A 25,249-nucleotide genomic window follows, 5' to 3' on the forward strand; every position below is an offset into this window, starting at 1 on the left:
GATCGAAAGAACCTGCTATATACTGCAGTCTTACTTGTTCTCTTCAATAAACTTTAAAGTTTTGTCCAGCAACTCGGCGCCAATTACGTTTCTGAATTCATCGTAAACAGGCTGGCTGGCTTTCCGGAAAGCTTCTCTTTCCTCCGGTGAGAGTACTATGACCTCGGTGCCAAAGGCTTTGATATTTTTCAAATAACCTTCGTTTGCTTCTTGCATTAAGCCTTTGTGATATTGGGCCACTTCTTTACCGGTATCAACTATAACTTTTTGCAGTTCCGGGGACAACCCGTCAAACCACTTCTTGCTTACAGTCAAAATGTAGGATAAATAAGCATGGTCACCCATGATCATATATTTTTGAACTTCATAGAACTTCATGTCGTGGATGCTGAGCAAGGGGTTTTCCTGCCCGTCTACAACCTTCTGTTGTAAAGAGTTATACACTTCAGCGAAGTCTATGGGTACCGGGTTGGCCCCCCAGGCTTTATACTGAGCCATAATTACCGGGGCTTCCATGGTACGGATCTTCATACCTTTAAAATCTTCAGGTTTGCGGATAGGTTTGTTATTGGTAAATGCTTTAAAGCCTTCTGCATAAAATGCAATACCTTTGATGCCGATGTTTTCTAGGCCGCTCATGATTTCCTGACCGATTTCCCCGTCCAGCACTTTCCAGAGCACTTCTTCATTGGGGAACAGGAAAGGCAAGTCAACTAAAGTCAGCCTTTGGTCGAAACCACCGAATTTTGCAGTTGGCAGTAAGGTTGCTTCGATGGTACCCATTTGCAAGCCTTCAATCATTTCCCTGGAACTGCCCAACTGTTGAGCCGGGTAAATTTGCACTTCAATTTGTCCGTTGGACCTTGCTTCCACCAACTCTTTAAATTTCTCTGCCGACTTCTGGAAAGGAGAACTGGTCATGTGGTCATGGCCAAGTTTCAAGACGATTTTCTTCGGAGCAGCATTATCATTTCCCTGGTTTTTCTCAGCGTCTGAGCTCTGTTGTCCACCGCCACAACCGGCAAGGATAGCAAGGGCAAAAATACACAACACTAAAACAGACATTTTTTTGTACCAGGCTTTCTTCACTTTAAAAACCTCCTCAAAAATTTATATACTGGGAGCCTGCGAAAAATCAATTTTAAATTTATCTCACCCCCTAGCCTAAACGTGAAAATATGTTTGTTATTTATCTTTAGCAACAAGCTCAGCCAAAATCTTCTCGGGAGTTACAGGCAAACTGGTGATTCTAACGCCTACCGCGTCATAAATGGCATTGATTATGGCCACAGCCGTAGGAATAATTGCCCCTTCTCCCACTCCTTTGGCGCCGAAAGGACCTTGCGGTTCCAAATCCTCTACAATAATTGGTATAACTTTCGGCATGTCCAGGCTGGTAGGAATCAGGTATTCAGCAAATGTGGGAGTCATTGTCTTCCCACTATTTAAAATGACTTCTTCCATAATGGCGTAGCCAAGCCCCTGGGCAACCGCTCCTTCGATCTGTCCCTCCACCAGCTGCGGGTTGATCGCCCGACCGCAGTCATGGGCAGCCACCACCTGCAGCACTTTTACTTCACCTGTTTCCGTATCAACTTCCACATCAGCTACCTGGGTCGCATAGATATAGGTGGAATAGGCATCTCCCTGGTTGGTTTCAGGATCCACGTCTCGAGTCGTATTATCATGCCAACCGAGCCCTACAAAAGGCTTGCCCCGTTTATGGGCTTCCATGGCTACGGTGGCAAAAGGCAGGCATTTGTCCGCCTCAATCCTGGAATAAATCTTCTGCTCCCCGACAATTAATTCTTCGGTCGTACAATTTAGAATTTCCGCTGCCAAATTGATCATGTGTTTTTTCGCTTCCATTGCAGCTTTTTTAACTGCATTGCCGGAAACGTAGGTTTGCCTGCTGGCTGTAGTTGGCCCGGCATCGGGAGTTACACCTGAATCAGCGCTGATTATTCTTACCCAGCTAAAAGGTATACCCAGTTCTTCGGCGACTATTTGACAGAGCACCGTATCCGAGCCCTGACCAATTTCGCAGCATCCGCTCAGAATGGTAACAGTACCGTCGTCAGCAATTTCCACATAGGCCGCTGCATGGTCCGGGCGGTTAAAGCCAAAGCCAACACCGTAAAGGTTGCAACCTATGCCCCTGCCCCTCTTCTTCACCGGTCTGCACCTCCTTGCTTATCAAGATACTCTTTAGCTTTGACCAGCGTTTCATAAATCCCAACGCTGGAATCAAACACCTGACCGGTGGCGGTGCTAAGGCCTGGCCGCAATGCATTGAGCATCCTGATTTCCCATGGGGAAATTCCTAATTTTTCCGCCAACATATCCATTTGCGATTCATGGGCGAAGGCTGCCTGCAGAATACCAAAACCCCGGTAAGGACCGCAGATAGTATTATTTGTATAGACCGCATAAGTATCTATGCTGATGTGTGGAATATAGTAGGGACCTGCCAAATGCAGTCCAGTCTTTTTAGTGATAAAGTGCCCAATAGAACAATAGGCCCCTTTATCACTGTAGACTTTGCCTTCCAATGCCACCAGTTTCCCGTCCTTGGTGGCGCCGGTACGGCACCAAATTGTCATCGGATGCCTTTTGGTCGAGGAGATCATGGACTCTTCCCTGCTCCAGGTCACCCTCACCGGTCTTCCGGTTTTTAAAGCCAGCAAACCGGCCTGAATTTCCGTGGTAATATCATCTTTACCCCCAAAAGCACCGCCGGTTACAGCCTGAATAACCCGCACTTTGTTAACCGGCAAACCTAAAACAGGGGCAATCTGTCTTCTGTCGCGAAAAACATATTGGGTAGACGTCCAGATAGTCACGTTTCCGTTGGAATCCACTGCAGCCAGTGAAGTTTCAGGCTCCATATAAGCATGTTCAGCCCGTTGAGTCTGGTAAGTATTTTCCACTATGACATCAGCCAGGGCAAACCCTTCTGCAATGTTACCCTTGCGCACTTTGGTATGCTGCAGCAAATTGGTGCCTAATTCTTCGTGTACTAAGGGAGCATCCTCAGCCAGACCTTCCTGGGCAGAAAAGACGCCGGGAAGTTCCTCGTAAGTTACCTTAATAGTCCTAATGGCTTCCTCTGCTATCTCCAAACTTTCTGCAGCAACCAATGCAACAGCGTCTCCTCGCATCCGTACTTTGGATTCTGCCAAAACCGGCTGGTCTTGAATTGCTAAACCGAACTTATTTACTCCCGGGATATCCTTGGCTGTTAAAACGGCACGTACACCGGGAATTTTTTCGGCTGCAGCAGTATCAATTGCGATAATTTTGGCATGGGCATAAGCGCTGCGCAGGGCTTTACCAAAGAGCATGCCAGGCATTTCAATATCCCCGGTATATACTGCCTTCCCGGTAGCCTTGGCAATGCCGTCAACTCTTGGCACTGACTGACCAACTACATTGAATTCCGGCATTTTATTCTCCCTCCTTCCTCGCTGCACTTTCTACCATTATTTTGCTGGCTTTTTGAACGGCAGCAATTATTTTTTGATAGCCGGTACAGCGGCAAAGGTTCCCGGATATGCCCAGGCGAATTTCCTCCAAAGACGGTTCAGGATTGCTGTCTAAAAGAGCTTTGGCAGATAAAATCATACCAGGAGTGCAAAATCCGCACTGGATCGCCCCTTCCTCCACAAAAGCTTGTTGCAACGGGTGAAGATTTTCCGGACTGCCTAATCCCTCAATAGTAACCAGTTCCTTGCCTTCTGCCTGCACTGCCAAAACCAGGCAGGAGTTAACCGCTTTGCCGTCCAGCAGTACGGTACAGGCTCCACAGTCACCTTCGCCGCACCCTTCTTTGGTGCCCTTCAAACCTAATACTTCTCTGATTAAGTAGAGCAAGTTTTTGTCCTCTTCAACCCGCACAGTAGTTTGCTTACCGTTAACTGTTAAGGCCAATTCCACCAGAGCCATTTTTATTCCTCCTCCACTCGGGCCAAAGTCTGTAACGCCCGCTTCACAAGCACTTTGGCCAGGTGCCTGCGATGCCCGGCCTCAGCCCTGATGTCGCTGATCGGAGAAATGTCACCTTCAACAAGCTCCTGGGCTTTAAGAATAACAGCTTCATCTATTTTCTTTCCTAATAAAAAAGCTTCAACCTGCTTTGCCCTTACCGGGGTAGGCGCCACAGCTCCAAGGGCGATACCCACATTGACGCATTTTCCTTCTGAGTCTGATTCCAGACAGGCGGCAAGGTTAATCAGTGAGATCGCCATAGCATTCCTTTTTCCGATTTTATAAAAAACTGACTTGGCAGCAGGATTAGTCTTGATGGTAACTTTGCTGACAAGTTCAAAAGGCTCCAACACTGTTTTGCCTGGCCCGGCAAAAAACTTGTCTGCTGCCACTTCCCTGTGCCCGCTCACACTGACCAGAGTCAACACCGCTCCCAGGGCCAAGAGCGGGGTAGCAGTATCGGCGGCCGGGGAAGCGCTCTGCAGGTTCCCCGCCAAAGTACCCCTGTTTCTGATTTGCGGGCCGCCAACCATCCCTGCGGCAGTACGCAGTCCAGCAAAAGGACCGTCCAAAAGGGAGTTGGAAGCCAACTGGGCATGAGTAACCAGGGAGCCAATTTCCAGCACACCGTTATTCAATTTTATTTCTTTCCACTCATCAAGCCGGGATAAATCAACCAATGCTTTAGGCCTAATTTTAGCGCGATGCAGGTCTACAAGCACGTTTGTTCCCCCGGCTACCGGCAATAATTCCCCTTGGTTTGTTTTCAGCATTTCCAATGCTTCGCTGGAATTCCGGGGAGTTAAAGTTTTAAAACGCATTTTCACTCCCTCTCCTTTTCCTTTGAATTACAAGTTCAAGAGAGCTTTCGGGTTGTCTACCATTAACAGGCGCAGCTCTTCTTTTGACATTCCGCATTCATACAAGCACTGGGCAAACACTCTCAAGCTTTCGTGCGGCATAGGGTTGTGCCTCTGCCCGGCGTCGCTGATGATAATGGCGTTTTCAGCCCCAATTTCTTTGAGGGCTGCCGTCACTTCCTGTACAGTTGCGTAATGCCACATGGGTGATACTGTGCAGTAGCCGAATTCAGCTTTCGCTCCCATGGCAACCAGTTCCTTCAGTTGACTGACGGACAAAGCGGGGACTTTGAAAAAGGGGTGAGTGATGAGTATCTTTTTTACACCCAGCTCTTTTGCTGCTTTGACTAATTTATAAATTTCGTCCGGGGACAAATGGCAGGTCCCCAAAATCACATCAAATTCCGCTACCAATTTTAAAACTTCTTTGGTTTGCCGATTGATGTTGCCTTCACTGTCTAAAACGTTGACTCCTTTAATCTCACTGCCGTCACCGGTGCTGCCGCCTTCCTGAACGTCATATTTTCCTTTAGAACCATGGGCTTTGGCATGGTTATCGGCATCAATCGTAGGCATCCAAACTTCCTTGGCGCCCATTTTTAAGGCCGCCTCCACGGCTTGCGGATTAATGCCCCCTACATACTCGTTCAGAACAATGCCGCCAAAAACTTTGAAATTATCGAATTCCCTCTGCAACTCCCTGGCTCTGCTTACAGTGCTTTCATGGTGGCACTTGAGCATCATGCCTGCCAAACCGGCTTGAGCGGCAGCTGTTACTGCCGCTCTGTCATCACACAGCCTGGGAAAAAGACAGGGATGGGTATGAACGTGTAAATCGTAAGCCCCTTCCAAACTAATCAGCACTTTTAGGCCTCCCTTGCTAATTTGCCGTCTTTAAACATTCACTTGCTTCCCTAAGCTCAATAGCCCCGCTGGGACACCACTGAGCGCACAGGCCACAGCCGTCGCAATTGGCTTGCGTAACATAATGGGCCGTATCTCCCGCGGAGATAGCGCGGTACATGCATACTCTTTCGCAAATGCCGCAGTTTGTACACTTCTCAGCCTCAATATTGGCATATTTGGCAGGCAACTTGGCCAGTTCTTCTACGGTAGTAATGTGCGGTAAAGCTATGCCGCGGATTTCATCCAGGGACTTATAGCCTTTGGCATCCAGCCAGTTCTCCAGATCTTTAAGCAGTTTGGGAATAATTTGATAACCGTTCCACATTACCGCAGTACAGGTTTGTACGGTGGTAGCTCCCAACATGATATATTCAACGATTTCTTTGAAACTCATCACACCGCCAACGGCGGAGATAGGAATATCAACATTCCGGGCAACCTCAGAGAGATGTCTCATGATAATAGGTTTGATAGCAGGTCCTGTATATCCGCCGTATCCCCTTAAAAGCGGCATGCCTGTCTCAATATCCACGCCTGCGAAAGAACGGACGGAGTTGCTGATGGTGACCCCGTCTGCCCCGGCTTCTTTGACGGCTTGAGCAATTTCCACCATATCGGAAACGTTAGGTGTTAATTTCACAGTCAATGGAATTTTGGCAGCGCTTTTAGCGGCTTTGGCCTGCTGGTAAGTCCGCTCCGCGCTTTTGCCGATGTGCATACCTACAGTTGAGGCCGGCATAGGACAAGAAACGTTTAATTCCAAAAGATCAGCCATACCTGTAGCCTGAATTTCCTCTACCAGCTGGGCGGTTTCTTCAGGGTGAGGCATTGCCAGTACGCTTACCTGCATCACTGCTCCACCTTCCTTGGCAATAGCCAGGTCCTCTTTAATCCATGCTTCCCTTGTTTTTGTGGTGAACAGTTCCAGGTTGACCATGCCTATTGGCTTTCCGCCGTGCCGGATGAGCTGCAGTCTGCCGTTACAAGGGTGGGCTGCCCAGTCCTGGACCGGACCTATAGTCTTAGGTATGACACCTCCTATACCAGCCAGTCCTGCCCGCTTCATGCCTTCACCATCCCAGCCTGGGGTAGCTGAAGCCAGTACCAGCGGGTTTTTAAATTCCACTCCTGCATAAGTTACTCTTAAATCTGCCATAAATTTCCCCACCTTTCGACAATTTTGATTAGTTAAAGCAGTCTGAAAAAGATATTTTGTTGAACAACCAGTTGAACAACCATTTGTTACGTTTAGAGTTCTGCATCGACAGTACACCTTCCTCTGGACCGCTTAACCAATCTTTAATTGCCGTTTTTGTACCATCCGACCAGGTTAGCAGACTTCTACAGCTTTTATGACACTCTCGCCTATAAACTGGCTCAGCTTTAAACTCAACTGCAAATTAAAACGTTCATCGGGGTCATTCATATTAAGTCCTGTAATTTCTTCAATTTTTTTGATCCGGTAGATCACTGAGTTTTTATGGATATAAAGGCTTTCGGCAGTCAAGCGCAAATTGCAGTCATTTTTAAAATAATGAATCAATGTTTTGACCAGTTCGGTATTGTTCTGCTCGTCATAGGAAATCAGCTTTCCCAGAGTCTCCCGGTAAAAACCATGCATGGCCGGTGAATCTTTCAGTTCATAGAGAAAACGGTATGGACCTAATTCTTCGAAAAAAGTGAGACTGGAATGTCCATGCATAAACCGCCCGATTTGCAAAGCGGCTAAAGCCTCCTGGTAAGAATCTTTAACGAAACGCACTCCGGAAAAAGGTCGGCCCACGCCAACGGAAATTTTCAATTTGGGCAGTTTGCCTGCCAGTTTTTCCATTATATCGTTGAATTTTCGCCGCAGCAGCCTTTCTTCATTTTTGTTGGAGAGACGCACCAAACCCGTTATGCTGTCACTTTTGGCTAAAAGCATGGCTCCGCCGGGATAATCTAAGAGGGCGCTGTGCACCGCCTGATGAATTTCAGCTTTTACTGTCTGGACATGGTTTTCATCTTTCCCGGCTTCACGCAACAGATAACGTTCAAAGCAATCAATGTCAATTACAAAAACAACCAATCTTGCATTTAAATTAAAATTCAAATGGCTGGCCCTTCTGATCACAACTTCTTCATATTGAAAATTGCCGCCAAGCAGATCTTCCAGAAGCTCTCCTCTGATTTGACGCTCCGCCTCAAAAACCGCCTTCTCTTTCACAAATTCCAGGGCCACAATAGTGGAAGCATGTTCTAAAGCCATCAGGTCCTGCTCATCCAAAACCCTGCAGCTTTCAAGAATGGCAAGCCAACCCTGAAATGAACCATTTATTTCCACAGGAGCAACTACCAGATCAGCTCCAATCTCCTCCAATGCCAGCCCCATGCGGTGCCAGCGGTGGGGGTCAATGGAAAGAAGTTCTTGCAGCCGCCCCTCTAAATGAGTGACGATAACTTCCTCCCATTTCTCAGGAGCTTCACATTCCGTAAAGGCCGGCCACGTGCAGGCCAATATGTTGCTTGCCCTGTCGATGATTAGCGCCGGGTTTCCTGCCAGTTGCGACAGAGCCTGGCAAATACTGGGCAGACCTTGCCCTTTTAATACCACTTCCAACAGCCTGTTATGAATTTCCTCGGATTTCTTTAAGAGGTAAAGTTGATTATTGATTAAGATCTCGAAAATAGGAATCATAAAATCCATATAAGGCACATCAGGGGGCAATTCAATCAACGGAAGTCCAACCGCATTGGCGTGTTCAATCATATCTTCAGGAACTTGCAAGAAGTACTGACCGGGCTTTATGCCAAAGGCGGCTACCCCTTTTTGGGCCAAATCATAAATCAAGTTGCGTCGAAGTTGGGCGTTGTCCTTTAAAGTGAAACCAGCGGTTACCAGGAGTTCACCGCCCTTCATCCATTTAGCAACCTGGGGCACTTCCATTATGTTTACAAAAGTGATTACGTTATCTAACCCCTGATGTCCGCCTACTACCCTTGCTTTTTTTAAAGCTGAGATCTCTAAAGCCTGCCTTACAGTGATTCCCATTCTATCGCTCCTTTAGTTTATGCTTATAACCGGCTGTTATTTTTGCCAAGAACCTCCAGAGCAGCTTCAAGCGCAACCTGATTGCTGGTAATAACCGGAAGGCCAAGTTTTGCTTGCAACTCTTTATAGACCTCCATAGCCCTAAAATTAGTGCAGGATAAAAAAACGCCGTCCACTGTAAGCCCTTGAACTTTTTCCATAGTAAATTGAAATATTTCCTCAGGTTTCACCATGCCAATGGAATGATTGTGATCGATACCCAGACCGTGTATCGCCGCTACCTCTACCCCATCGGCTTCCAGACTGGCTTTAATTCGCTGATTGAGAGCTTCAATGTATGGCGTGATTACTGCTACCTTGTGAAGTTTTAATTTTTCAATTGCTTTGCGCACGCTGGCAATAACACTTATACTCGGACACTTGGCAACCTCAGTTATCTTTTCGCACAGCTTAGCATCATAAGCATTTCCCCGCAAAGCACCGGCGGAAGTACAGCCAAATACTACGGCATCTGGCACCACAGTGGCCAAGTCGCTAAGCGCCTTGGGGAAGTGCACATCCAACATCTCCTCCTCCCCGGCCACCGTAGTATCGTATAGATACATCCGCGCCACATGCAGTGTAATATCTTCCGGCAAATTCCTGTAAAAATCCACCTCCATTACACTATTGGAAGAAGGGACGATTAATCCAAGCCTTTTTCTTTCCGTCATTTAATCACCTTCCTGAACTGGTTATGTCGGGTGCGGAAAGTCTAATTTGTTGAATTTTTCCCATTCTTCAAAACAACTCCGCACCTTGTTCATTTGTTATATTGGTACATTCGGCACATTTGCCAGTATTCCTTTGTACCATTGGTACAAATAAAAAAACTTTTAGATTGTGCCAATGGTATAATCATCAAGAAAAACATTTGCAAAGCAAAAAGGCAAGTCAACCGTTGTGGTCAACTTGCCTGGCAGGTACTTTATTCAATTAAACCAAACTGCTCTAAAACAGCCTTCAATTCCTTAGCCAAGCTTTCCCGCACCGCAATCTTAAGCCGGGCTTTGACTCCATAGTCACTTTCCACAATTTCCGCCTCATATTTATTTAGATGGTACATCACGCTGTTCAACGCGGGATAATCACATTTTACGGCAAAGGTTGAAGTTATAACCCTGGTGACGATACCGGCAGTTCGAATTGCATCCTTGGCAACTCCGCCGTAGGCTTCAATCAATCCTCTTACCCCCAGTTTTTTGCCACCGAAATATCTGGTTACTACCACCACCACATTGGTTATCTCACTGGACTTAATTGCGCCCAGAATGGGTTTACCCGCGGTGCCGCTTGGTTCGCCGTTGTCATCGGCAAAAGTTACCTCCCTGGGCGGAAGCCCGATACAAAAAGCAGAGCAGTTATGGGTAGCCTGTTTGTGTTCTTCTTTGATAGCACTGATAAATTCCCGCGCCTCTTCTTCCGTAGCAACCTCTTTCACATGGGCCAAAAACTCGGAACGGTTAATTACCGATTTGACCGTTATTGAACGAGCTACAGTTTGGTAAGAATCACTCATGGTCGCAACACACCTTATGATCTGCCACTAGACGTTTGATTAACGCTGTCGCTTGGCTGAAGGTTACCGGAGGCGTTACGTCAGCCAATTCTTCGATGGACTTAAAGAGCCTGGTAACCACAGGGTAGCGCAAATTAGCCTTTTCCACTACCTCCGCACTGCTTAAAAGTTCTACTCCGCCCTGGGCCAAAATGGTTCCCGACCTTAACACAATCAGCGACTGCGCCCATTCGGCTACAAGGTCCACATCATGAGTCGCTATAATTATTGTTTTTCCCTGGTCATGCAGGTTATCGAGAATTACCAACAAATCCTCTTGGCCCTTAGGGTCAAGGTAAGCGGTAGGCTCGTCCAGCACGATGATCTCCGGTTCCATGGCCAGCACACCCGCTATAGCCACCCGTTTTTTTTGCCCAAAACTCAAATGCAGAGGGGTTTTATCCTTATAATTGAGCATGCCAACTGCCTGTAAGGCTTCCCTGGCCCGCAATTCAGCTTCCGCAAGCTTCAAGCCGAGGTTAAGGGGACCGAAAAGCACATCTTCCCAAACGGTAGGTGCAAATAACTGGTCGTCAGGGTCCTGAAAGACCAATCCTACTTTTGAACGCACCCATCGCTCATTTTGTGAAGTTATCTTTTGGCCCAGAATGAATACTTCCCCTTGCTGCGGAAGGTTTAAGCCGTTGAAATGCAGCAGCAAGGTAGATTTGCCTGCACCGTTCGGGCCCAAAAGAGCTACCTTTTCCCCCGCCGAAATTTCCAGGTGGACACCGGCCAGAGCCTGCGTACCGTCGCCGTAACAAAAGTGCAAATCTTTTATGTTAATTGCCTTTATTACCATCTCACCCAGCCTTTATCCAAGAGCAATAGTAGCATACTATATAATACCGCACCAATTCCCAAAGTGTTAGTGCCCTCCGTTTTTTGTTCCGGGATATAAGTTTGAAAATCACCGGCATACCCCCTGGACAGCATCGCCAGGTAAATTCGTTCACCCCGGCTAAGGGAGCGCAAAAACAATACTCCTATCAACTGGGTCAAAGTGCGCATGACATTTGTGCGTATTATGCTCTGCCTAAAACTGAAACACCTGGCCTTCCTGGCCAGCTGCATCCTCGTTAACTCCGCGGCTACGAGCCCAAAATAGCGCAAGATGAACTCGGCAAGCCGGATAAAAAGCGCCGGCACTTTAAATAGACGCAGAGTATGCAAAAAGCGCCTGGTCCCTACCAGTTCCAGCAAAAGAAAAATTATTCCCAAAGAATTAAACATCCGCAATAACAGCCTCAGTGCCTTCCGGATACCTTCCGCCGAAAGCATAAGCGCAAATCCCCCGAGCCTTATCCCGGCTATTTCGTGACCAGGTGTGGACAAAGCAGCTGCCAACGCCAAAAAAACCGCCAGGGGACAAAGCAATGCAAATTTTGTGAAAATGCCTCTAAAGTTGCAGCAGACTAACCGGAAAACAATGAGTACCAACAGCAAATTAAAGAGCAGCAGCCGTAAATCTTGGAGTAAAGTTACCACTGCTAATAGCAGCGCCGTAGCGGCCACCAATCCCCTGGGGTTAGCTTTGGTTAATAGCTTTTTAATTTTGTCCATACACAATTAGGAATTAGGCAGCTCTTCCAGGATAATCTTATGGTTAACTAAAGCCAAGGACTGGATCTTAGCTTTTACAATTTTTTGCACTCCAAAAATATTGCGCAGCAGTAAACCGTCTTCAAATGGCTCTACTTCATCGACTTGTTCCAAAATCAGTTCTTCCCGATCGCCTTTTTTAAGGTAAGCGTTAGCTTCGCACATACCTATCCCTCCTTGACATCCTCTTGCTGAAAGTAATTGCTTTTCCCGCTATATATATTATAACAAAAGTCAATAGAGTTCCAACTGCGCCCGCTAAGGCAGTGGCCCCTTTTTCGTCGGTTATCCCCGGCATGACGTAATCCGGCATGGGAGACTGCAAGACCGCTTTTCCCTCTGATTTGCCTAGGAAACCAAAATCTTCCGCAACACGTTCCAAGCCGTCGGGATAGGAGGAAGCATATGGGCCCAGCAAGGCTGCTACAGCTAAGGCAGCCAATAAAAACCAAAATATTTTTTTAGACATTACTCTCACCGGCCTTTCTCCCTATGCTTAAAAACAAGCCTCCCTTGATACTGGTCAAATAAGAGATCACTCCTGCAGTAATCAGTCCCTCCCCAATGCCAATTAAGCTATGCCACCCCAGCATGGCAGGTAAGACCAACTTTAAGGCTATCGTATTGGAAAAGGCCAATTCCAAAGCAGTTGCTGCCGCTGCAGCCATGGTGGAAAACCAAGCTGCCAGAAATATTTTTACCGGTCTGTTGGCAATTACCCTGTTTAACAGCCGATAAACCCAATATCCCGAAAGGGGTGCCAGTACAGCCATATTGAAAATGTTTGCTCCTAGGACGGTAACGCCGCCATCATTGAAGAATAATGCCTGCAGACCAACTATGGTTGCCATGATAATGCAAGCAGGCCATGGCCCCATAGTCAGAGCCAGAAGGGCACCCCCCAGCAGGTGGCCTGAAGTCCCCCCTGCTACCGGGAAATTTACCATTTGAGCAGCAAAAACAAAAGCCCCCATGGCTCCCATGACGGGAATCTGCCTGTCCTCAAGCTCTCTGTTGGCCTGAGTTAGGCCATAGGACAGAGCCCCTGCCGACAGAGCAGCCGTACTTAACCACGTTTTGGCATCCAAGAATCCGTCTGGTATATGCATTGTCATCCTCCTTTAATTATAGATCAGGCTACACACTTTTCATGCATGAAGTGTCGTTTGCAGTATTTCCCCAACAAGACAAATAGCCAAGCAAGCCTAAACCCCTGCCAGGGTTTCTAGACCTACTTGGCCTATTATCCAAAAAATAACAAGCAACAGCAGCGCCTTCATGGCGCATTTACATATCATGTATAGTCTATTTTATTCTAGCTATCAACAAAAATTCCTGCTGTCAAATTTCAAATTATTGAATTTCAATTTTAAATTTAATTTTATTTTAGCTGTCCTTCTTCCCTGCATCGGGGAAAAACAACGGCTCACCGTATTTGTCCACACCAAAATTTTTGATCATTTCCTGAGTTTCAGGAGAAATCATAAATTCCACGTAAACTCTAGCACCTTCCGCATTGACTTTGGGAAATTTCTCCTGATTAACCTGCATGACGTGATAGATGTTTAAGAGGGATTTTTCACCCTCGAACAGGATTTTTAGCTTGAGATTCTTTTTTAAAGCCAGGTATGTCCCTCTGTCTGAAAGCGTATAGCCCTGCTTGTCATTGGCAATAGCCAGGGTTTCACCCATGCCGGTGCCCGATTCCTGGTACCAGCCGCCTTCATTTTTGACGTTAGCTTTTTGCCACAAGCTTAATTCCTTCTTATGGGTTCCAGAATCGTCGCCTCTGGAAATAAAGAGGCTTTGACTTGCTGCTATCTTTTGCATCGCTTCCATAGCTGTCTGGGCATGGCTGATTCCTGCAGGGTCATTCTCCGGGCCCACAATGACAAAATCGTTATGCATCACCAGCCGGTAGTTGGTGACTACACCTTCCTCCAGCAGTTTCTTTTCCGCTTCGGGAGCATGTACCAGCAGGACATCGGCATCTCCCCGTTCCCCCATGGCTAAAGCCTTACCAGTGCCGGTTGGAATCGTTTTTACCACGTAGCCGGTCTTTTCTTCAAAGACCGGGTTCAGAACATCCAGCAAGCCGCTATCTACAGTACTGGTAGTAGTTGCTAGGATTATTTCTTTCATACCCTGGTTTTCTGCTGCCTTGTTTTCCGGTTGTTGGCTTTCCCTGGCGCAGCCGGCCATTATAGCAAATAAAAGTAGACTTAAGAAAAACGTTAAAATAACTTTTTTACCTTTCACAACTGTTCGAGCCCTCCTATTTTTACTGCTAAAATGTGCTTAAAAGGGAGAAGTTATTATATTGACACAGATCACCTCCAACCGGGCCCCGTTAAAAAAGCCAGGCGGGTAGAAAGAGCCTGGCTTTTAAATAACACAAGGAACCCCTTTCCACATTGGGAGGCATAGCAGTTTCCCGCTATACCCTATGGACTTTACTCCATGGCCGAAGCTTTAGGCGGTAAAGTTCGGAGCATAAAAATAAAATATGGAGTTGTTACATAAAATTTATTCTACGTACAAAAACTGATACCTGCTGTTCTTAAAAATTATTCGGCTAGGGCAGAATACATATTTCAACAAAAAATGGACATATCAGTAAAAGTATTGTTATACTGGTAATACGTGTACGTAATCATGAAAGGAGATGAATTAATGCCACCAGTACAAATTGCGGAAGGAATCCACTGGGTAGGTGCGGTAGACTGGAACATTCGCTTTTTTCACGGCCCTGCCTACAGCACCCACCGGGGCACAACTTACAACGCTTACTTAATTATTGACGAAAAAATCGCTTTGGTTGACACTGTTTTTAGGCCCTTTACCAAAGAACTGATTGCCAACATCTCAGCTCTCGTTGACCCAGGTAAAATAGAAGATATAGTTGTCAACCATATCGAGCCGGACCATTCCGGGGCTTTGCCGGAAATCATCAAGCTTTGTCCTGACGCTAAAATTTACTGCACTCAAAAAGCTAAAGAGGGTCTAATCAAACACTATGGCTTGGAGTGTGATTTCCAGGTAGTCAAAACCGGCGATGAACTAAACTTAGGAAAAAGAAGCATTAAATTTTTGGAAGCACCGATGCTGCACTGGCCGGACAGCATGTTTTCTTACATTGAAAAGGAACAGCTGCTTATGCCTAATGACGCTTTTGGCCAGCATCTGGCTTCTTCCTTTTTGTTTGACGACCAGGTGGACGAGCATGAGGTCATGGATGAGGCAGCCAAGTACTATGCCAATATCCTTTACCCATTCAGCCCGCTGGTACTCAAGAAACTGGAGGAAGTTCAAAAGCTGGGCTTGAAAATCAAAATCATTGCCCCCAGCCATGGAATAATCTGGCGGAAAAACCCGGAAAAAATCATTCAGGCTTACCTGAAATGGGCTAAAGGAGAGGCGGATAATAAGGCCGTAATAGTCTACGATACCATGTGGGAAAGCACCGAAAAGATGGCTAAGGCCATTTTGAACGGAATTGTGGCAGAAGGAGCAGAGGCTAAATTATATAAGCTCTCAGTTACCGACAGGAACGATATCATCAAAGAGGTCCTGAATTGTAAAGCCATTGTAGTCGGTTCTTCCACCATCAACAATGATATTTTACCGGTAATGGCTCCATTTCTGGATGATCTGAAAGGATTAAAGCCAAAGAATAAGATTGGCGCGGCTTTCGGCTCCTTCGGCTGGGGAGGCGGCGCCGTGAAAACTATTGAGGAAAAACTGTCCTCGGCAGGTGTTAACCTGATCATGGAAGGTTTGCAAGTAAGGTGGGTACCCACAGAAGAAGAAATCAGCCGGTGCTATGAATACGGCAGGCAAATCGGCCAAAAAATCAAAGAACATAAGTAAAGCGGGTAGTCATAACCCGCTTTAGACCGTCGAAAAACTATTATTAGCCCGCATGTATTATGGAGCGGGACTGGTTTCCTCAGCCGTCGGCGGCTTTGCCGCCGGTAACGGCGTAGGAGCTTGTCCAGAGCGAAATAATACATGCGGGCTTTGTCTACAAGCTGAAGGGGTAGTCATTACCCGCTTTTCATCATGCCGGATTATGCTGTTGGCTGCTGGCCAGCGGCCGAATACCGTGTTTTCTACCTAGTGGATGCACTGAGAATAAAACAGTGTAATCCAGGCAGGATTTACCTAATACTAGGGGAATAAAAACAAAAAGTGCAGAAGGAGGTTGTAACATGTACTGGGAAAAAGCAGGAACTGAAAACACACAGGCAACCGTAAAACTTGCTGTGGAGAGGGCAAAGGAATTGGGCATCAAACGCCTGGTGGTAGCATCTTGCAGCGGTAAGACCATAGAGGCATGTCTGGGAAAAGGACTGGAGATCGTTGGCGTTACTCACCATGTTGGTTTTGCCGGACCGGGGGAAGATGAAATGACAGAGGAAATGCGTAAAAAACTTGCCCAGCAAGGGGTAAAACTTTTAACCACCACCCACTTAATGGCTGGGTTGGACCGGGCGGTGCGCAACAAATTCGGTGGGCTTTACCCGGCAGAAATCATTGCGGCGAGCCTACGGATGTTAGGGCAGGGACTAAAAGTGTGCGTGGAAATAGCGGGAATGGCGTTAGATGCTGGCCTCATTCCTTACGGGGAAGAAGTGGTTGCAGTTGCCGGCACCGGCGAAGGGGCTGATACGGCGGCGGTAATCCTGCCTGCCCATTCCAATAACTTCTTCGAGACTAAAGTCAAAGAGATAATTTGTAAGCCCAGAGAATTCTAAGGCAGTCACCAGTCCTCAGTCACCAGCATCGGCTAAAAGCCGCGTCCTTAGTCCTTGGTCGTTAGTCCTTAGTTACGACTAAAGACTAACGACGCGAAGCAGGTCGCCACTGGGGACTAGGGACTGATGACTTGTCACTAATCAGGCGGCCTTGCCGCTTTCTTTTGCAGTTTTGGCCAGATAAAAAGCGTACCAGGCTACTATTAACGTTACAACACCCAGAATGCCGATTCTCCAAAGCAAGTCGCTGACTGTTCCAAAAATTCCTAAATAGCCAAACAAGATAAAGATACTGCCGGAAACCAATTTAACCGCTTTCTCCGGGATCTTCTTCCCTAGAACAACCCCTACCACGATGCCGATGATATTGGAAATGATCATACCGGTAGTAGTGCCCATCCAAACCCAAAGCAGGGAGTTGTATTTGGCAGCCAAAGCAATGCTGGCCAGCTGGGTCTTATCGCCCATTTCCGCAATAAAAAAGGCAATGGTCACGGTCCAAAAAGGGCTGAAGTAATCTTTTTTATCCTCTCCTTCCAGTTTATCCCCCCGCAGCGTCCATAGGCCAAAAAAGATGAAGGATAGGGCAGCAATGAACTGGATGTAATTGAGAGGAATGAAGTTTGTTAAATAATCCCCTAATGCTACTGCTATAAAGTGATTAGCCAAAGTTGCCACCAGCACGCCTGCCAATACGGTAAGAGCTTTAAACCTGGTGGCAAAGGCCATCCCCAGCAGTTGGGTCTTATCACCCATTTCTGCTAAAACTACGAAGACTGTTGAGGCAAGATACGCTTCCATTTTATGCACCTCCGTATTTATAATTATTGTAAAATAAAAAAGCATTAAACAAAGATTGGCCTAGGAAGCTTTTTTGTTGCTCGTAACGGAAAGTAATGAATTAAGGAAGAATATACTTTCCAACTCGTAATAAAAAAGACCTATGGACACACTTATAGTGTGCCAAAGGTCTCGTTAAACTGTTTTCAACCAGCCGGTAAAGCCAGGCCATTGCCAGTCTGTTGACTTTACCTGTGTAAACTACTCCCCTTAGGCTTATGTATTCAACTAGCGTTATTATTATATCAGTCACCTCACCGGTTGACAAGCATTAATTTTTACTAGCACTTGCAATCGAATTTTATCTTCATTTTGCTCAAAGCCGGAGGCAGCAAAGCAGGAGACTATACATTTTCCGGTCAAAATCATACTTTAACTGCCTTTCCCGCTTCAAAAAGGTAAAGGATTTTTTCTTTCACCGGGCGTCGTAAAATTGTCTCCACCGCTCTGGCATAAAGATAAAGCTGACCGCGGTAAGTCTGAACCAGTTTGTCTATCCGCCCTTCCTCAACCTGATCGGTCTTGTAGTCAATCAGCACGAACCCATCCCCCTCATCCAGCAAACAGTCGATTACCCCCTGAATCAATACCTGCTCATCGCTTTTCTCCAGTTCCGGGTATATTTCGTGGGCAGGCAGCATTAAGCTAAAAGGCATTTCCTTGTAGATTTTAGCTGCTTTCCGCATGCGAACCCCCAGCGGGGACTCAAGAAATTCCCTGATTTTCTCTACATCCACGGCTGCCTTTTGTTCAGCGGTTAATATTTCTTCAACTTCCAGTTCAGCTAAGAGCATGATGAGTTGGTCGGAATCGAGCTGGTGCTGCAAATCAAGGTGCTGCATTACCAGGTGCATGGCAGAACCCCGTTCTGCCGCCGAAAGCCCTTTGCTTTCCTGTAAAAACCGGGGACGTTCCAACACGGGAGGCTGATAAACACTTACCCGCCCCTCCCTGTCAAGATGGGCAAACCGCTCTTTAACCTCGGAAACAGCCAATTTGGCCGTTACCCCGGCGAATTGGCTGTAAGGGTATCTCCAGCTTAAGCGGTCTCTTAAAAAAGGCGCCTTAACTCCTTCCACCTCAACCGGTTCAAAACGGCGGACTTTTTCCCATAAGGCCTCCTCCCTTGCCGGTGTGAGTTGCTCGCCTTGCAAGCTGTTTTTATCCCACAGCTTAATCTCCCAGACTGAAGGGTCAACGACAATTTCCGGCTGCAGATCCACCTCCGCCCCGGCTGTTTTGCTTAAAGGCAAACCTGCCGGGTGCCGGGCCAGCGCCGGACAGATCCAGTCCAAAAAACATTTGGCGGCAGCCAGGCTTGCCTCCGCCAGTGGCCAGCCCCGGGTAAAAGCATGCTGCACCCAAGTGCCCGACGCTTTTGCCAAATCGGGCACAGTCCCCACCATAATCAGTTTTTCTCTGGCCCGGGTCATGGCAACATATAGTACCCGCATTTCTTCCGCCAGCATCTCCAGCTTCAAGCGGTGTTTAATTGCCAGCTTGGCTAAGGTGGGATAAACCAATCGCTCTTCGGGTCTCACCAGCGCAGGGCCAATTCCTAATTCTTGATGCAAAAGCATCTCCTTATTTAAGTCCAAAAGATTAAACCGCTTTCCCAGCCCGGCGAGAAAAACAACAGGAAATTCCAGGCCTTTGCTTTTGTGGATGCTCATGATGCGCACAACATTTTCATTTTCGCCCAAAGCTCTGGCTGCACCCAGGTCGCTGCCGCTGTCCTGCAGCCGTTCGATAAACCGCAAAAACCTGAACAACCCCCGGTAAGTAGTCTTTTCGTACTGCCGAGCCCGGTCATGGAGAGCTCTCAGGTTAGCCTGGCGCTGTGCTCCCCCCGGCATGCCGCCTACATAATCGTAGTAACCCGTTTCCCTGTAGATGGTCCAGATCAAATCAGCCAAGGTGTTCCGGCGGGCCAAAGTACGCCACCTGTTAAGGCGCTCCAAAAAACTTTTTAGCCGCAGCCCCAGTTCATCTTTTTCCCGGGCTTTACATTTTACCGCTTTGTAGAAATCCCCCTGGATGGAGCAAAGCCGGATATAGGCTAACTCCTGGGCTGACAGTCCTACCAGCGGGGACCGCAAGACTGCAGCTAAAGGGATGTCCTGTAACGGGTTATCTATTACCTTTAACAACGCCAGGAGGGTTTCTACCTCCGCTGCAGCCAAGTAGCCTGTGCCCAATTCGGCATGAGCAGGTATGCCCAACTGCCTGAACTCCTCCAGGAAAACATTGGCGCTGTTTTTTGTGGCCCTAAGCAGCACCACTATATCCCGGTAAGTAACCGGCCTGTAGCTCTTCATTCCTCGATCAAACACCAGGAAAGGCGAACCATTTTTACCTGCCAACAGTTCCTGGATACGCCGCCCAATGAACCTGGCTTCCAGCTGAGTAGCGCCCAGCTCCTCGACATCGCTTTCATGTTCTGCAGAAATATCCTTTTCTTCCCCCGCTTCCTCCGCAGGCGTTTCAGGAGTTTTCCTGTCAATCAAGTGCAGCTCGGCTGGCCACTGCCCTTCCACGGGAGGATAATCAGCTCCGTAAACCAGCTCAGCCTTGGCATCGTAAGCCATTTCCCCAAACCGCTCCGTCATGATTTGCCGGAAAATAAAGTTGGTGCCATCCACCACTTCCCTCCGGCTGCGAAAGTTTTTACTAAGATCTATTCGCCGCTCCAAAGTGCCGGGTTCAGATGCATAGCTTTTGTACTTGTGGAGGAAGAGGCCCGGCTCTGCCAACCTGAAGCGATAAATGCTTTGCTTCACGTCGCCCACCATAAAAAGGTTGGGCCACGTGCTTCCCTGTCGGGAAACAAGCTGGAGTATGGTATCCTGCATAGAGTTGATATCCTGGTATTCATCCACCAGCACCTCAACAAAGCGCTCCCGCAGCTCTGCAGCTATCGCCGAAGGGATTAAGTTCCCCGGTCCCGATTCAGGTTCCATGAGCAGTTCCAAACTAAAATGCTCCAGGTCGCTGAAATCAACCAGGCAGCGTTTTAGCTTGGCCTGACGGTAAGCCTCCTGAAACTCCGCTGTTAAACGGCAGAGCATTTTAACTAAAGGTTCAAGCTCGGAAAAGTCCTGGAACCAATCTTCCGGTTCCCGCAAAAAATATGCATCTCTTAACTGGACCGTTAATTTCTTTGCCTCGTCCCTAAAAGCTTGCGCCTGTTTTTTTAGGTTTTCATCCACATCGCTTTGGCAGCGCTTCAGTGTCTTAAATTTAAACCCCCGGAAAGCGGCACCCATCTCCTTCCAAGGTAAGCAGCATGCTGCTTTCAGTTCCTGGATAAGAGCGAGATCCTCCTCTAAATTAGCTTCGTAAGGAGCCGGGCCCCCCGGTTGACGGCTGATGACCAGAGCCCTCATGAGCAAACTTTCTGCCTTCTCCAATTCCAAAAAAATGCTTTCCTTCAAATTCTTTATCCATGGCAATTCATCCGGCGAAATCTCCCCCGGCAACCTGAAACTAACGGCTGCCTGCTCAAGCCACTGTTTAGGCCAGGGTTGACTCCGGGCAAATGTATCCAGGCGCAGGATCAAGTCCTGTAAAGCTGCATCATCCCTTTCCCCTCCGTAGCATTCAACCAACCGGAGAAAGTCCGGATCTTCTTTTTCATAATAAGTTTCCAAAAGCTCCTCTAAAACTTCAAGCCGCAGTAAAACAGCTTCCGTATCATCGGCAATCCGGAAATTGGGATCCAGGTCTAAACGGTAAAAATGCTGTCGCACCAGCTCAAGGCAAAAGGCATGCAGCGTGGTGATGGGGGCGCGGTTTAACAGGGACAATTGCCGCTCCAGATGCCGGGAGCCAGGATTAGCATTGAGCGCTTGCAATAAGGCTGTACCGATCCGTTCCCGCATCTCAGCAGCCGCAGCATTAGTAAATGTCACGACCAAGAGCCTGTCCACATCTACCGGATCTTCTTCACTGCTGATCCGCAAAAATACCCGTTCCACCAACACCGCCGTTTTACCTGCCCCGGCCGCTGCCGCCACCAGGAGGTTAGAGCCCCTGGCGGTAATCGCGCTCCACTGCTCCTCCGTCCAATTCCCTTTACTCAACGGCTTCCACCCCCTTAAGAGCAAACTTCAGCCATATTTCTTCCTTGCAATCCTCGCTGAGCAACCTGTAGACGTTGTCTTCCAACAACAGGTCAAATTGACATACCGGTTTGAAATTGCAGTACTGGCAGGACGTGTTATTGCCTTTGCGGTACGGCTCAATTTTCACCTTCCCTGCCATAATTTCCCTGCCCACTAGCTGCAGAGTTTCCCGTAAGTGCTTGCGCAGCAGTTCGAACTGCTCCGGAGTCAGTACCCGGGAATTGGCATGAAAGGTGCCATCGTTTTTTAAAGCCGCAGGAATAAGTTCCGAATGTCCTGCGATGGCCCGGTCCATTTCTCTGACCACCTCGGCATCGGCCAGCACATAACCCTGCATTTTTAATTTTTTATAGATTTCTTTTTCCAATTGCTCCAAAGGCATGGGGCCACCGCCAGGGATCAAAGGATCTTTTACACTGAAATAGAGTATCCCTGCCGGTTTACCCGGTTCACCCGTGAGGAGCTCCGCATGGTTTAGAATCACATCCAGGTAAGCTAAAAGCTGCAGTTTCAGGCCATGGTAAATATCCTCCAAAGTAAGCCGGGAAAAATTGGATTTATAATCAATAATCCGGAAATAATTGCCGGTGGCACACCTGGCCAGATCCACCCGGTCAATCCTGCCCGTGAGCTCCATAGTCAAACCGTTACCCAAATCAAAAAGGAGCGGCGGCAGTTTTTCCCCGGTGCCAAATCCCAGTTCCAGACCTACAGGGCGGAAACTGCCGCGCCGGGCATGCTCTGTCAGCACCAGGGCAGCCCGTTCCACTGTCTGCTGCAATTTTCGGGTTAAATAACGATAGCGGGCGGTACTGAGCAAAATTTCATTTTGCAGCTTGGGGGCCAGTTCCTTGACTACCTCAGAAGTCAACCGACTGCATTCTTGACGGCTTAAAACTCCCCATTCCAGGTTTTGGGCTTCTAATCTTTCCACAAAAATTTTCAGGGCAGCATGAAAAAATTGACCCAGATCGGGCGCCGCAAGCCGGTAGATGCTTCGCTCCTGCAGCCTCAATCCGTAGGATAAAAAATGGGCAAAAGGACAGGAGGCGTACTTCTCCAAGCGGGAAACACTGCTTCTAAAACGCTTGCCGTAGAGAGCCCGGCTTACCGTCCCCGAAATATTGCCCTCATTGTTGCGGTGGAACAAACTCTGCAAAACCCACCTGCTTTTTGCGGCGTATAGAGGATCGTCCACAAAATAATTATAGACTTCCCACCAGAGCGGGCTTAATTCCCGACCCGCCTTGGCTTCTCTTAGCCTTGCAGCCAGGAAGGACAGAGTGCGTCCGGGATGGGAGATAAACTCCTCTTCATCTTCACCAGATACTGTTGGCTCAACGGTACATATCTTTTCCGGCAAATGGGGCAAGAGCTCCTTAATCCGGGCAATTACAACCGAAGGCATTAAAGCCCGGCCTTCTTCGTCTGCCAGCGGGTAGCTCAACCACAGGTACCGGCTGGCCCTGGTCAAAGCCAGGTAAATTAAAAATTGTTCGTCGAAGAGGCGCCGCCTGCTTCCCGGGGCAAGTTCCAAACCGTAGCGTTTGAGATTTTCCCGTTCAACCTCGCTAAAAAGACCTTCTTCCTTGGCGCGCTGCGGAAATACGCCGTCATTAATCCCCAGCACAAAGGCAGCTTTTACATTGGGATTGCGGGAGTGCTCCAGATTGTTGACCAGCACCTGGTCCAAAGCCGGCGGGATTAAGCCCAGCCGTAAACTTTCCAGACCCGTCTCCAATACTTTGCTGAAATATTCCAGGGATAATTCTTCTTCGCCCAGTGCTTCCACTATTTGGTCCAAGAGGTTTAGAATTTCATTCCAAACCTGTACGTGCTCCCGGGCTTCCTCCAGGCGTCCCTGCTGCTGTGCAGCCTTGCTCCAAGCATTCAGCTTTGCTTGTACATTGAGAGAAGCCAGAAGTTCAAAGAGAGCAGTTGCCATTTCCCGCACATTTTTCGCCTCTTTAAGTTTTTGGGATAGAACCAGTAAATCCCCGGCAGCCACTGTCCTTGCCTCATTGATCAGTGCCAATTCCTGCTCTTCCCAGGGGGTCAGTTCCGTTTCCTCCCCCACAGTATATTGCCGACGGTAGCTCCAGGGCTTACCATCAGTCCAGCTTTTCCCTCTCAGACCATGGGCCAAGCAATAGTTTTCCAGAAGGTCAACCTTTTCCCTGGAGAGAGGGACTAAATCGGTTTTCAGATATCTGAAGACCGGCTCGTAATTCCAATTGGTCTCAATCACTTCCAAAGCGGAGCGAATTAACTCCACCAGCGGATGGTGGAGTACCGTCTTCTTGCGGTCGATAAAAAATGGAATGCCGTGGTCGGTAAAAACGGTGGCGATTAATTGCTCGTAAGGTTCCAAATCCCTTAAGATCACAGCTATTTCCCGCCAGCGCAAGCCTTGCTCCCGGCTCAGCCTGGCAATCTCTCTGGCAACCCCTTCCACTTCCGCCCGGCGGTTAGCGGCAGCTACTAATTTTATGCGCGAAGTTTGGCCTCGATAAGGAGCGGCAGGGCGCTGAAAAAAGTACTTTTCCAGGTAGGCCAACTCCTCTGCCTCCCGGAAGCGGTAAGGTACGGCAGCAGCAAGCACCACTGGCTCCCTGACTGTTACCCCTAACCGTCGGGCTAAGGACTCCACTTTAAATAAGGTTTCCTTAGTAGGATAAAACAGTTCTGTTTCATTAGGCTTTTGAGAGCTGCCCTTAGGTTCCAAGCAAAGGGTTATCTTCACTTCTCCGGCAACCTGCAGAAGCTTTTCCAATACTTTGTATTCCTGGGGCGTAAAGCCTGAAAAACCGTCCAGCCAGATTTTGGCGTCCTGCACAGTAGGGGACTTTTCTAGGCGTTCAGCCAAGAGCAGCAGGTAGTCATCGGGGTCCAGGTATTGTGAGGCCAGGTATTCCTCTAATTTCTGGTAAAGCAAATAAAGGTCTTGTAGTTTCACGCCAAGCAAACCGTGAGCAGCCAGCAGGCCGGAATCCAAAATCCCTTTAATAGTCGCAGGAGTAAGGCAATAGGCTTTTAATTCAGACAGGGCAGCGGCCAGGCTATCAATAAAACCCGGCTGGTCAGCCGCGCGGTAAAAAAGCTGCAGCTTATCTTTATGCTGCTCCACAAGCCCCCGGAGCGCCATCCTTTTTCCCAAGTCATCCAGCAGTACCCGGGCCGATCCACCTACTTCCTGGAGCACACGCCAGGCTAACCGTTGAAAGCTCAGGACCTGGGCCCGCATAATCCCCCCCAAACCAGGGGTAGAGGCTAATGCCAGTTCATTTTGAAAGGTGGCTTGTTCCGGGACGAGGAGAATTAAAGGCTGGCTTACCTCTGCCTGCTGCAATTCCCACCTGATATCCTCCCAGCAGGTATGGGTTTTGCCCGAACCGGCCCGCCCGAGAATAAACTGTAAGCTCAATGTTTCCCCTCCTCGGCGCATATTTTCAAAAAACCTTTAGTGCATGCTGACAATAAATACTCATCATATACCCTGAAAATCTTAACCCTTGTGTCCGCTCCTTCTTTTGACGAGCCATATA

The 25,249-nt window shown here is 48.0% G+C and carries 21 protein-coding genes and 1 riboswitch; of the genes, 2 read left to right on the plus strand and 19 right to left on the minus strand.

Going from position 1 to position 25,249, the window contains the following annotated elements:
- Positions 1 to 30 precede the first annotated feature (30 nt).
- From EYS13_RS07090 to EYS13_RS07160, 16 genes are all read right to left on the minus strand, one after another.
- Entirely contained in the window at positions 31 to 1,089 is a 1,059-nt protein-coding gene (locus tag EYS13_RS07090; RefSeq protein WP_227767316.1) for a TRAP transporter substrate-binding protein, read from the minus strand.
- A 96-nt stretch (positions 1,090 to 1,185) separates the two neighbouring features.
- Positions 1,186 to 2,175, minus strand: a complete 990-nt coding sequence (locus EYS13_RS16240; RefSeq protein ID WP_265332429.1) for a xanthine dehydrogenase family protein molybdopterin-binding subunit — start codon at positions 2,173 to 2,175, stop codon at positions 1,186 to 1,188.
- On the minus strand, positions 2,172 to 3,446 hold the full coding sequence (locus tag EYS13_RS16245) for a xanthine dehydrogenase family protein molybdopterin-binding subunit (protein ID WP_265332430.1): 1,275 nt from the start codon (positions 3,444 to 3,446) through the stop codon (positions 2,172 to 2,174). The genes EYS13_RS16240 and EYS13_RS16245 overlap by 4 nt, the downstream gene beginning before the upstream one ends.
- A gap of 1 nt (position 3,447) precedes the next feature.
- Positions 3,448 to 3,945: a (2Fe-2S)-binding protein gene (locus EYS13_RS07100; RefSeq protein WP_227767318.1), complete on the minus strand. Its 498-nt coding sequence runs from the start codon at positions 3,943 to 3,945 to the stop codon at positions 3,448 to 3,450.
- Between the two features lie 2 nt (positions 3,946 to 3,947).
- On the minus strand, positions 3,948 to 4,808 hold the full coding sequence (locus tag EYS13_RS07105; RefSeq protein ID WP_227767321.1) for an FAD binding domain-containing protein: 861 nt from the start codon (positions 4,806 to 4,808) through the stop codon (positions 3,948 to 3,950).
- A 27-nt stretch (positions 4,809 to 4,835) separates the two neighbouring features.
- Entirely contained in the window at positions 4,836 to 5,711 is an 876-nt protein-coding gene (locus EYS13_RS07110; RefSeq protein WP_227767322.1) for a DUF6282 family protein, read from the minus strand.
- 16 nt (positions 5,712 to 5,727) lie between these two features.
- Positions 5,728 to 6,909, minus strand: coding sequence for a 4Fe-4S dicluster domain-containing protein (locus tag EYS13_RS07115; protein ID WP_227767324.1), 1,182 nt, complete (start codon positions 6,907 to 6,909; stop codon positions 5,728 to 5,730).
- Between the two features lie 174 nt (positions 6,910 to 7,083).
- The gene (locus EYS13_RS07120) at positions 7,084 to 8,784 is read right to left on the minus strand and encodes a PucR family transcriptional regulator (protein WP_227767326.1); all 1,701 of its coding nucleotides are present in this window, start codon (positions 8,782 to 8,784) and stop codon (positions 7,084 to 7,086) included.
- Between the two features lie 23 nt (positions 8,785 to 8,807).
- Positions 8,808 to 9,497 (minus strand): maleate cis-trans isomerase family protein, encoded by a 690-nt coding sequence (locus tag EYS13_RS07125; protein ID WP_227767328.1) that lies wholly within the window; start codon positions 9,495 to 9,497, stop codon positions 8,808 to 8,810.
- A gap of 254 nt (positions 9,498 to 9,751) precedes the next feature.
- Positions 9,752 to 10,342: a YigZ family protein gene (locus tag EYS13_RS07130; protein ID WP_227767331.1), complete on the minus strand. Its 591-nt coding sequence runs from the start codon at positions 10,340 to 10,342 to the stop codon at positions 9,752 to 9,754.
- Positions 10,335 to 11,183, minus strand: coding sequence for an ATP-binding cassette domain-containing protein (locus EYS13_RS07135; RefSeq protein ID WP_227767334.1), 849 nt, complete (start codon positions 11,181 to 11,183; stop codon positions 10,335 to 10,337). Before EYS13_RS07135 ends, EYS13_RS07130 begins: the two co-directional genes overlap by 8 nt.
- Complete coding sequence (locus EYS13_RS07140; protein ID WP_227767335.1) at positions 11,177 to 11,944, minus strand: energy-coupling factor transporter transmembrane component T; 768 nt, start codon at positions 11,942 to 11,944, stop codon at positions 11,177 to 11,179. Before EYS13_RS07140 ends, EYS13_RS07135 begins: the two co-directional genes overlap by 7 nt.
- A gap of 6 nt (positions 11,945 to 11,950) precedes the next feature.
- Positions 11,951 to 12,148, minus strand: coding sequence for a CooT family nickel-binding protein (locus EYS13_RS07145; protein WP_227767336.1), 198 nt, complete (start codon positions 12,146 to 12,148; stop codon positions 11,951 to 11,953).
- A complete protein-coding gene (locus EYS13_RS07150) occupies positions 12,135 to 12,452 on the minus strand; it encodes a PDGLE domain-containing protein (protein ID WP_227767339.1) in 318 nt (105 codons plus the stop codon). The genes EYS13_RS07145 and EYS13_RS07150 overlap by 14 nt, the downstream gene beginning before the upstream one ends.
- A complete protein-coding gene (locus tag EYS13_RS07155; protein ID WP_227767341.1) occupies positions 12,445 to 13,092 on the minus strand; it encodes an energy-coupling factor ABC transporter permease in 648 nt (215 codons plus the stop codon). Before EYS13_RS07155 ends, EYS13_RS07150 begins: the two co-directional genes overlap by 8 nt.
- Positions 13,093 to 13,369: 277 nt before the next feature.
- The gene (locus EYS13_RS07160) at positions 13,370 to 14,185 is read right to left on the minus strand and encodes an ABC transporter substrate-binding protein (protein ID WP_423055328.1); all 816 of its coding nucleotides are present in this window, start codon (positions 14,183 to 14,185) and stop codon (positions 13,370 to 13,372) included.
- Positions 14,186 to 14,369: 184 nt separating this feature from the next.
- Positions 14,370 to 14,487: riboswitch (molybdenum cofactor riboswitch) on the minus strand.
- Positions 14,488 to 14,656: 169 nt separating this feature from the next.
- Between EYS13_RS07160 and EYS13_RS07165 the strand changes: the two genes are divergently transcribed.
- Both EYS13_RS07165 and EYS13_RS07170 read left to right on the plus strand, forming a co-directional pair.
- Positions 14,657 to 15,853 (plus strand): FprA family A-type flavoprotein, encoded by a 1,197-nt coding sequence (locus EYS13_RS07165; RefSeq protein WP_227767346.1) that lies wholly within the window; start codon positions 14,657 to 14,659, stop codon positions 15,851 to 15,853.
- Between the two features lie 341 nt (positions 15,854 to 16,194).
- Positions 16,195 to 16,740, plus strand: coding sequence for a pyruvate kinase alpha/beta domain-containing protein (locus tag EYS13_RS07170; RefSeq protein WP_227767349.1), 546 nt, complete (start codon positions 16,195 to 16,197; stop codon positions 16,738 to 16,740).
- 141 nt (positions 16,741 to 16,881) lie between these two features.
- Here the strand turns inward: EYS13_RS07170 and EYS13_RS07175 are convergent, their stop codons facing one another.
- The 3 genes from EYS13_RS07175 to addB form a co-directional block, all read right to left on the minus strand.
- Positions 16,882 to 17,541, minus strand: coding sequence for a TMEM165/GDT1 family protein (locus EYS13_RS07175; protein ID WP_227767351.1), 660 nt, complete (start codon positions 17,539 to 17,541; stop codon positions 16,882 to 16,884).
- A gap of 404 nt (positions 17,542 to 17,945) precedes the next feature.
- Positions 17,946 to 21,662 (minus strand): helicase-exonuclease AddAB subunit AddA, encoded by a 3,717-nt coding sequence (gene addA / locus EYS13_RS07180; protein WP_227767353.1) that lies wholly within the window; start codon positions 21,660 to 21,662, stop codon positions 17,946 to 17,948.
- The gene (addB, locus tag EYS13_RS07185; RefSeq protein ID WP_227767355.1) at positions 21,655 to 25,128 is read right to left on the minus strand and encodes a helicase-exonuclease AddAB subunit AddB; all 3,474 of its coding nucleotides are present in this window, start codon (positions 25,126 to 25,128) and stop codon (positions 21,655 to 21,657) included. Before addB ends, addA begins: the two co-directional genes overlap by 8 nt.
- Between the last annotated feature and the right edge of the window lie 121 nt (positions 25,129 to 25,249).

This window comes from Zhaonella formicivorans, assembly GCF_004353525.1.
In the GTDB taxonomy this organism is placed as follows: domain Bacteria; phylum Bacillota; class DUOV01; order DUOV01; family Zhaonellaceae; genus Zhaonella; species Zhaonella formicivorans.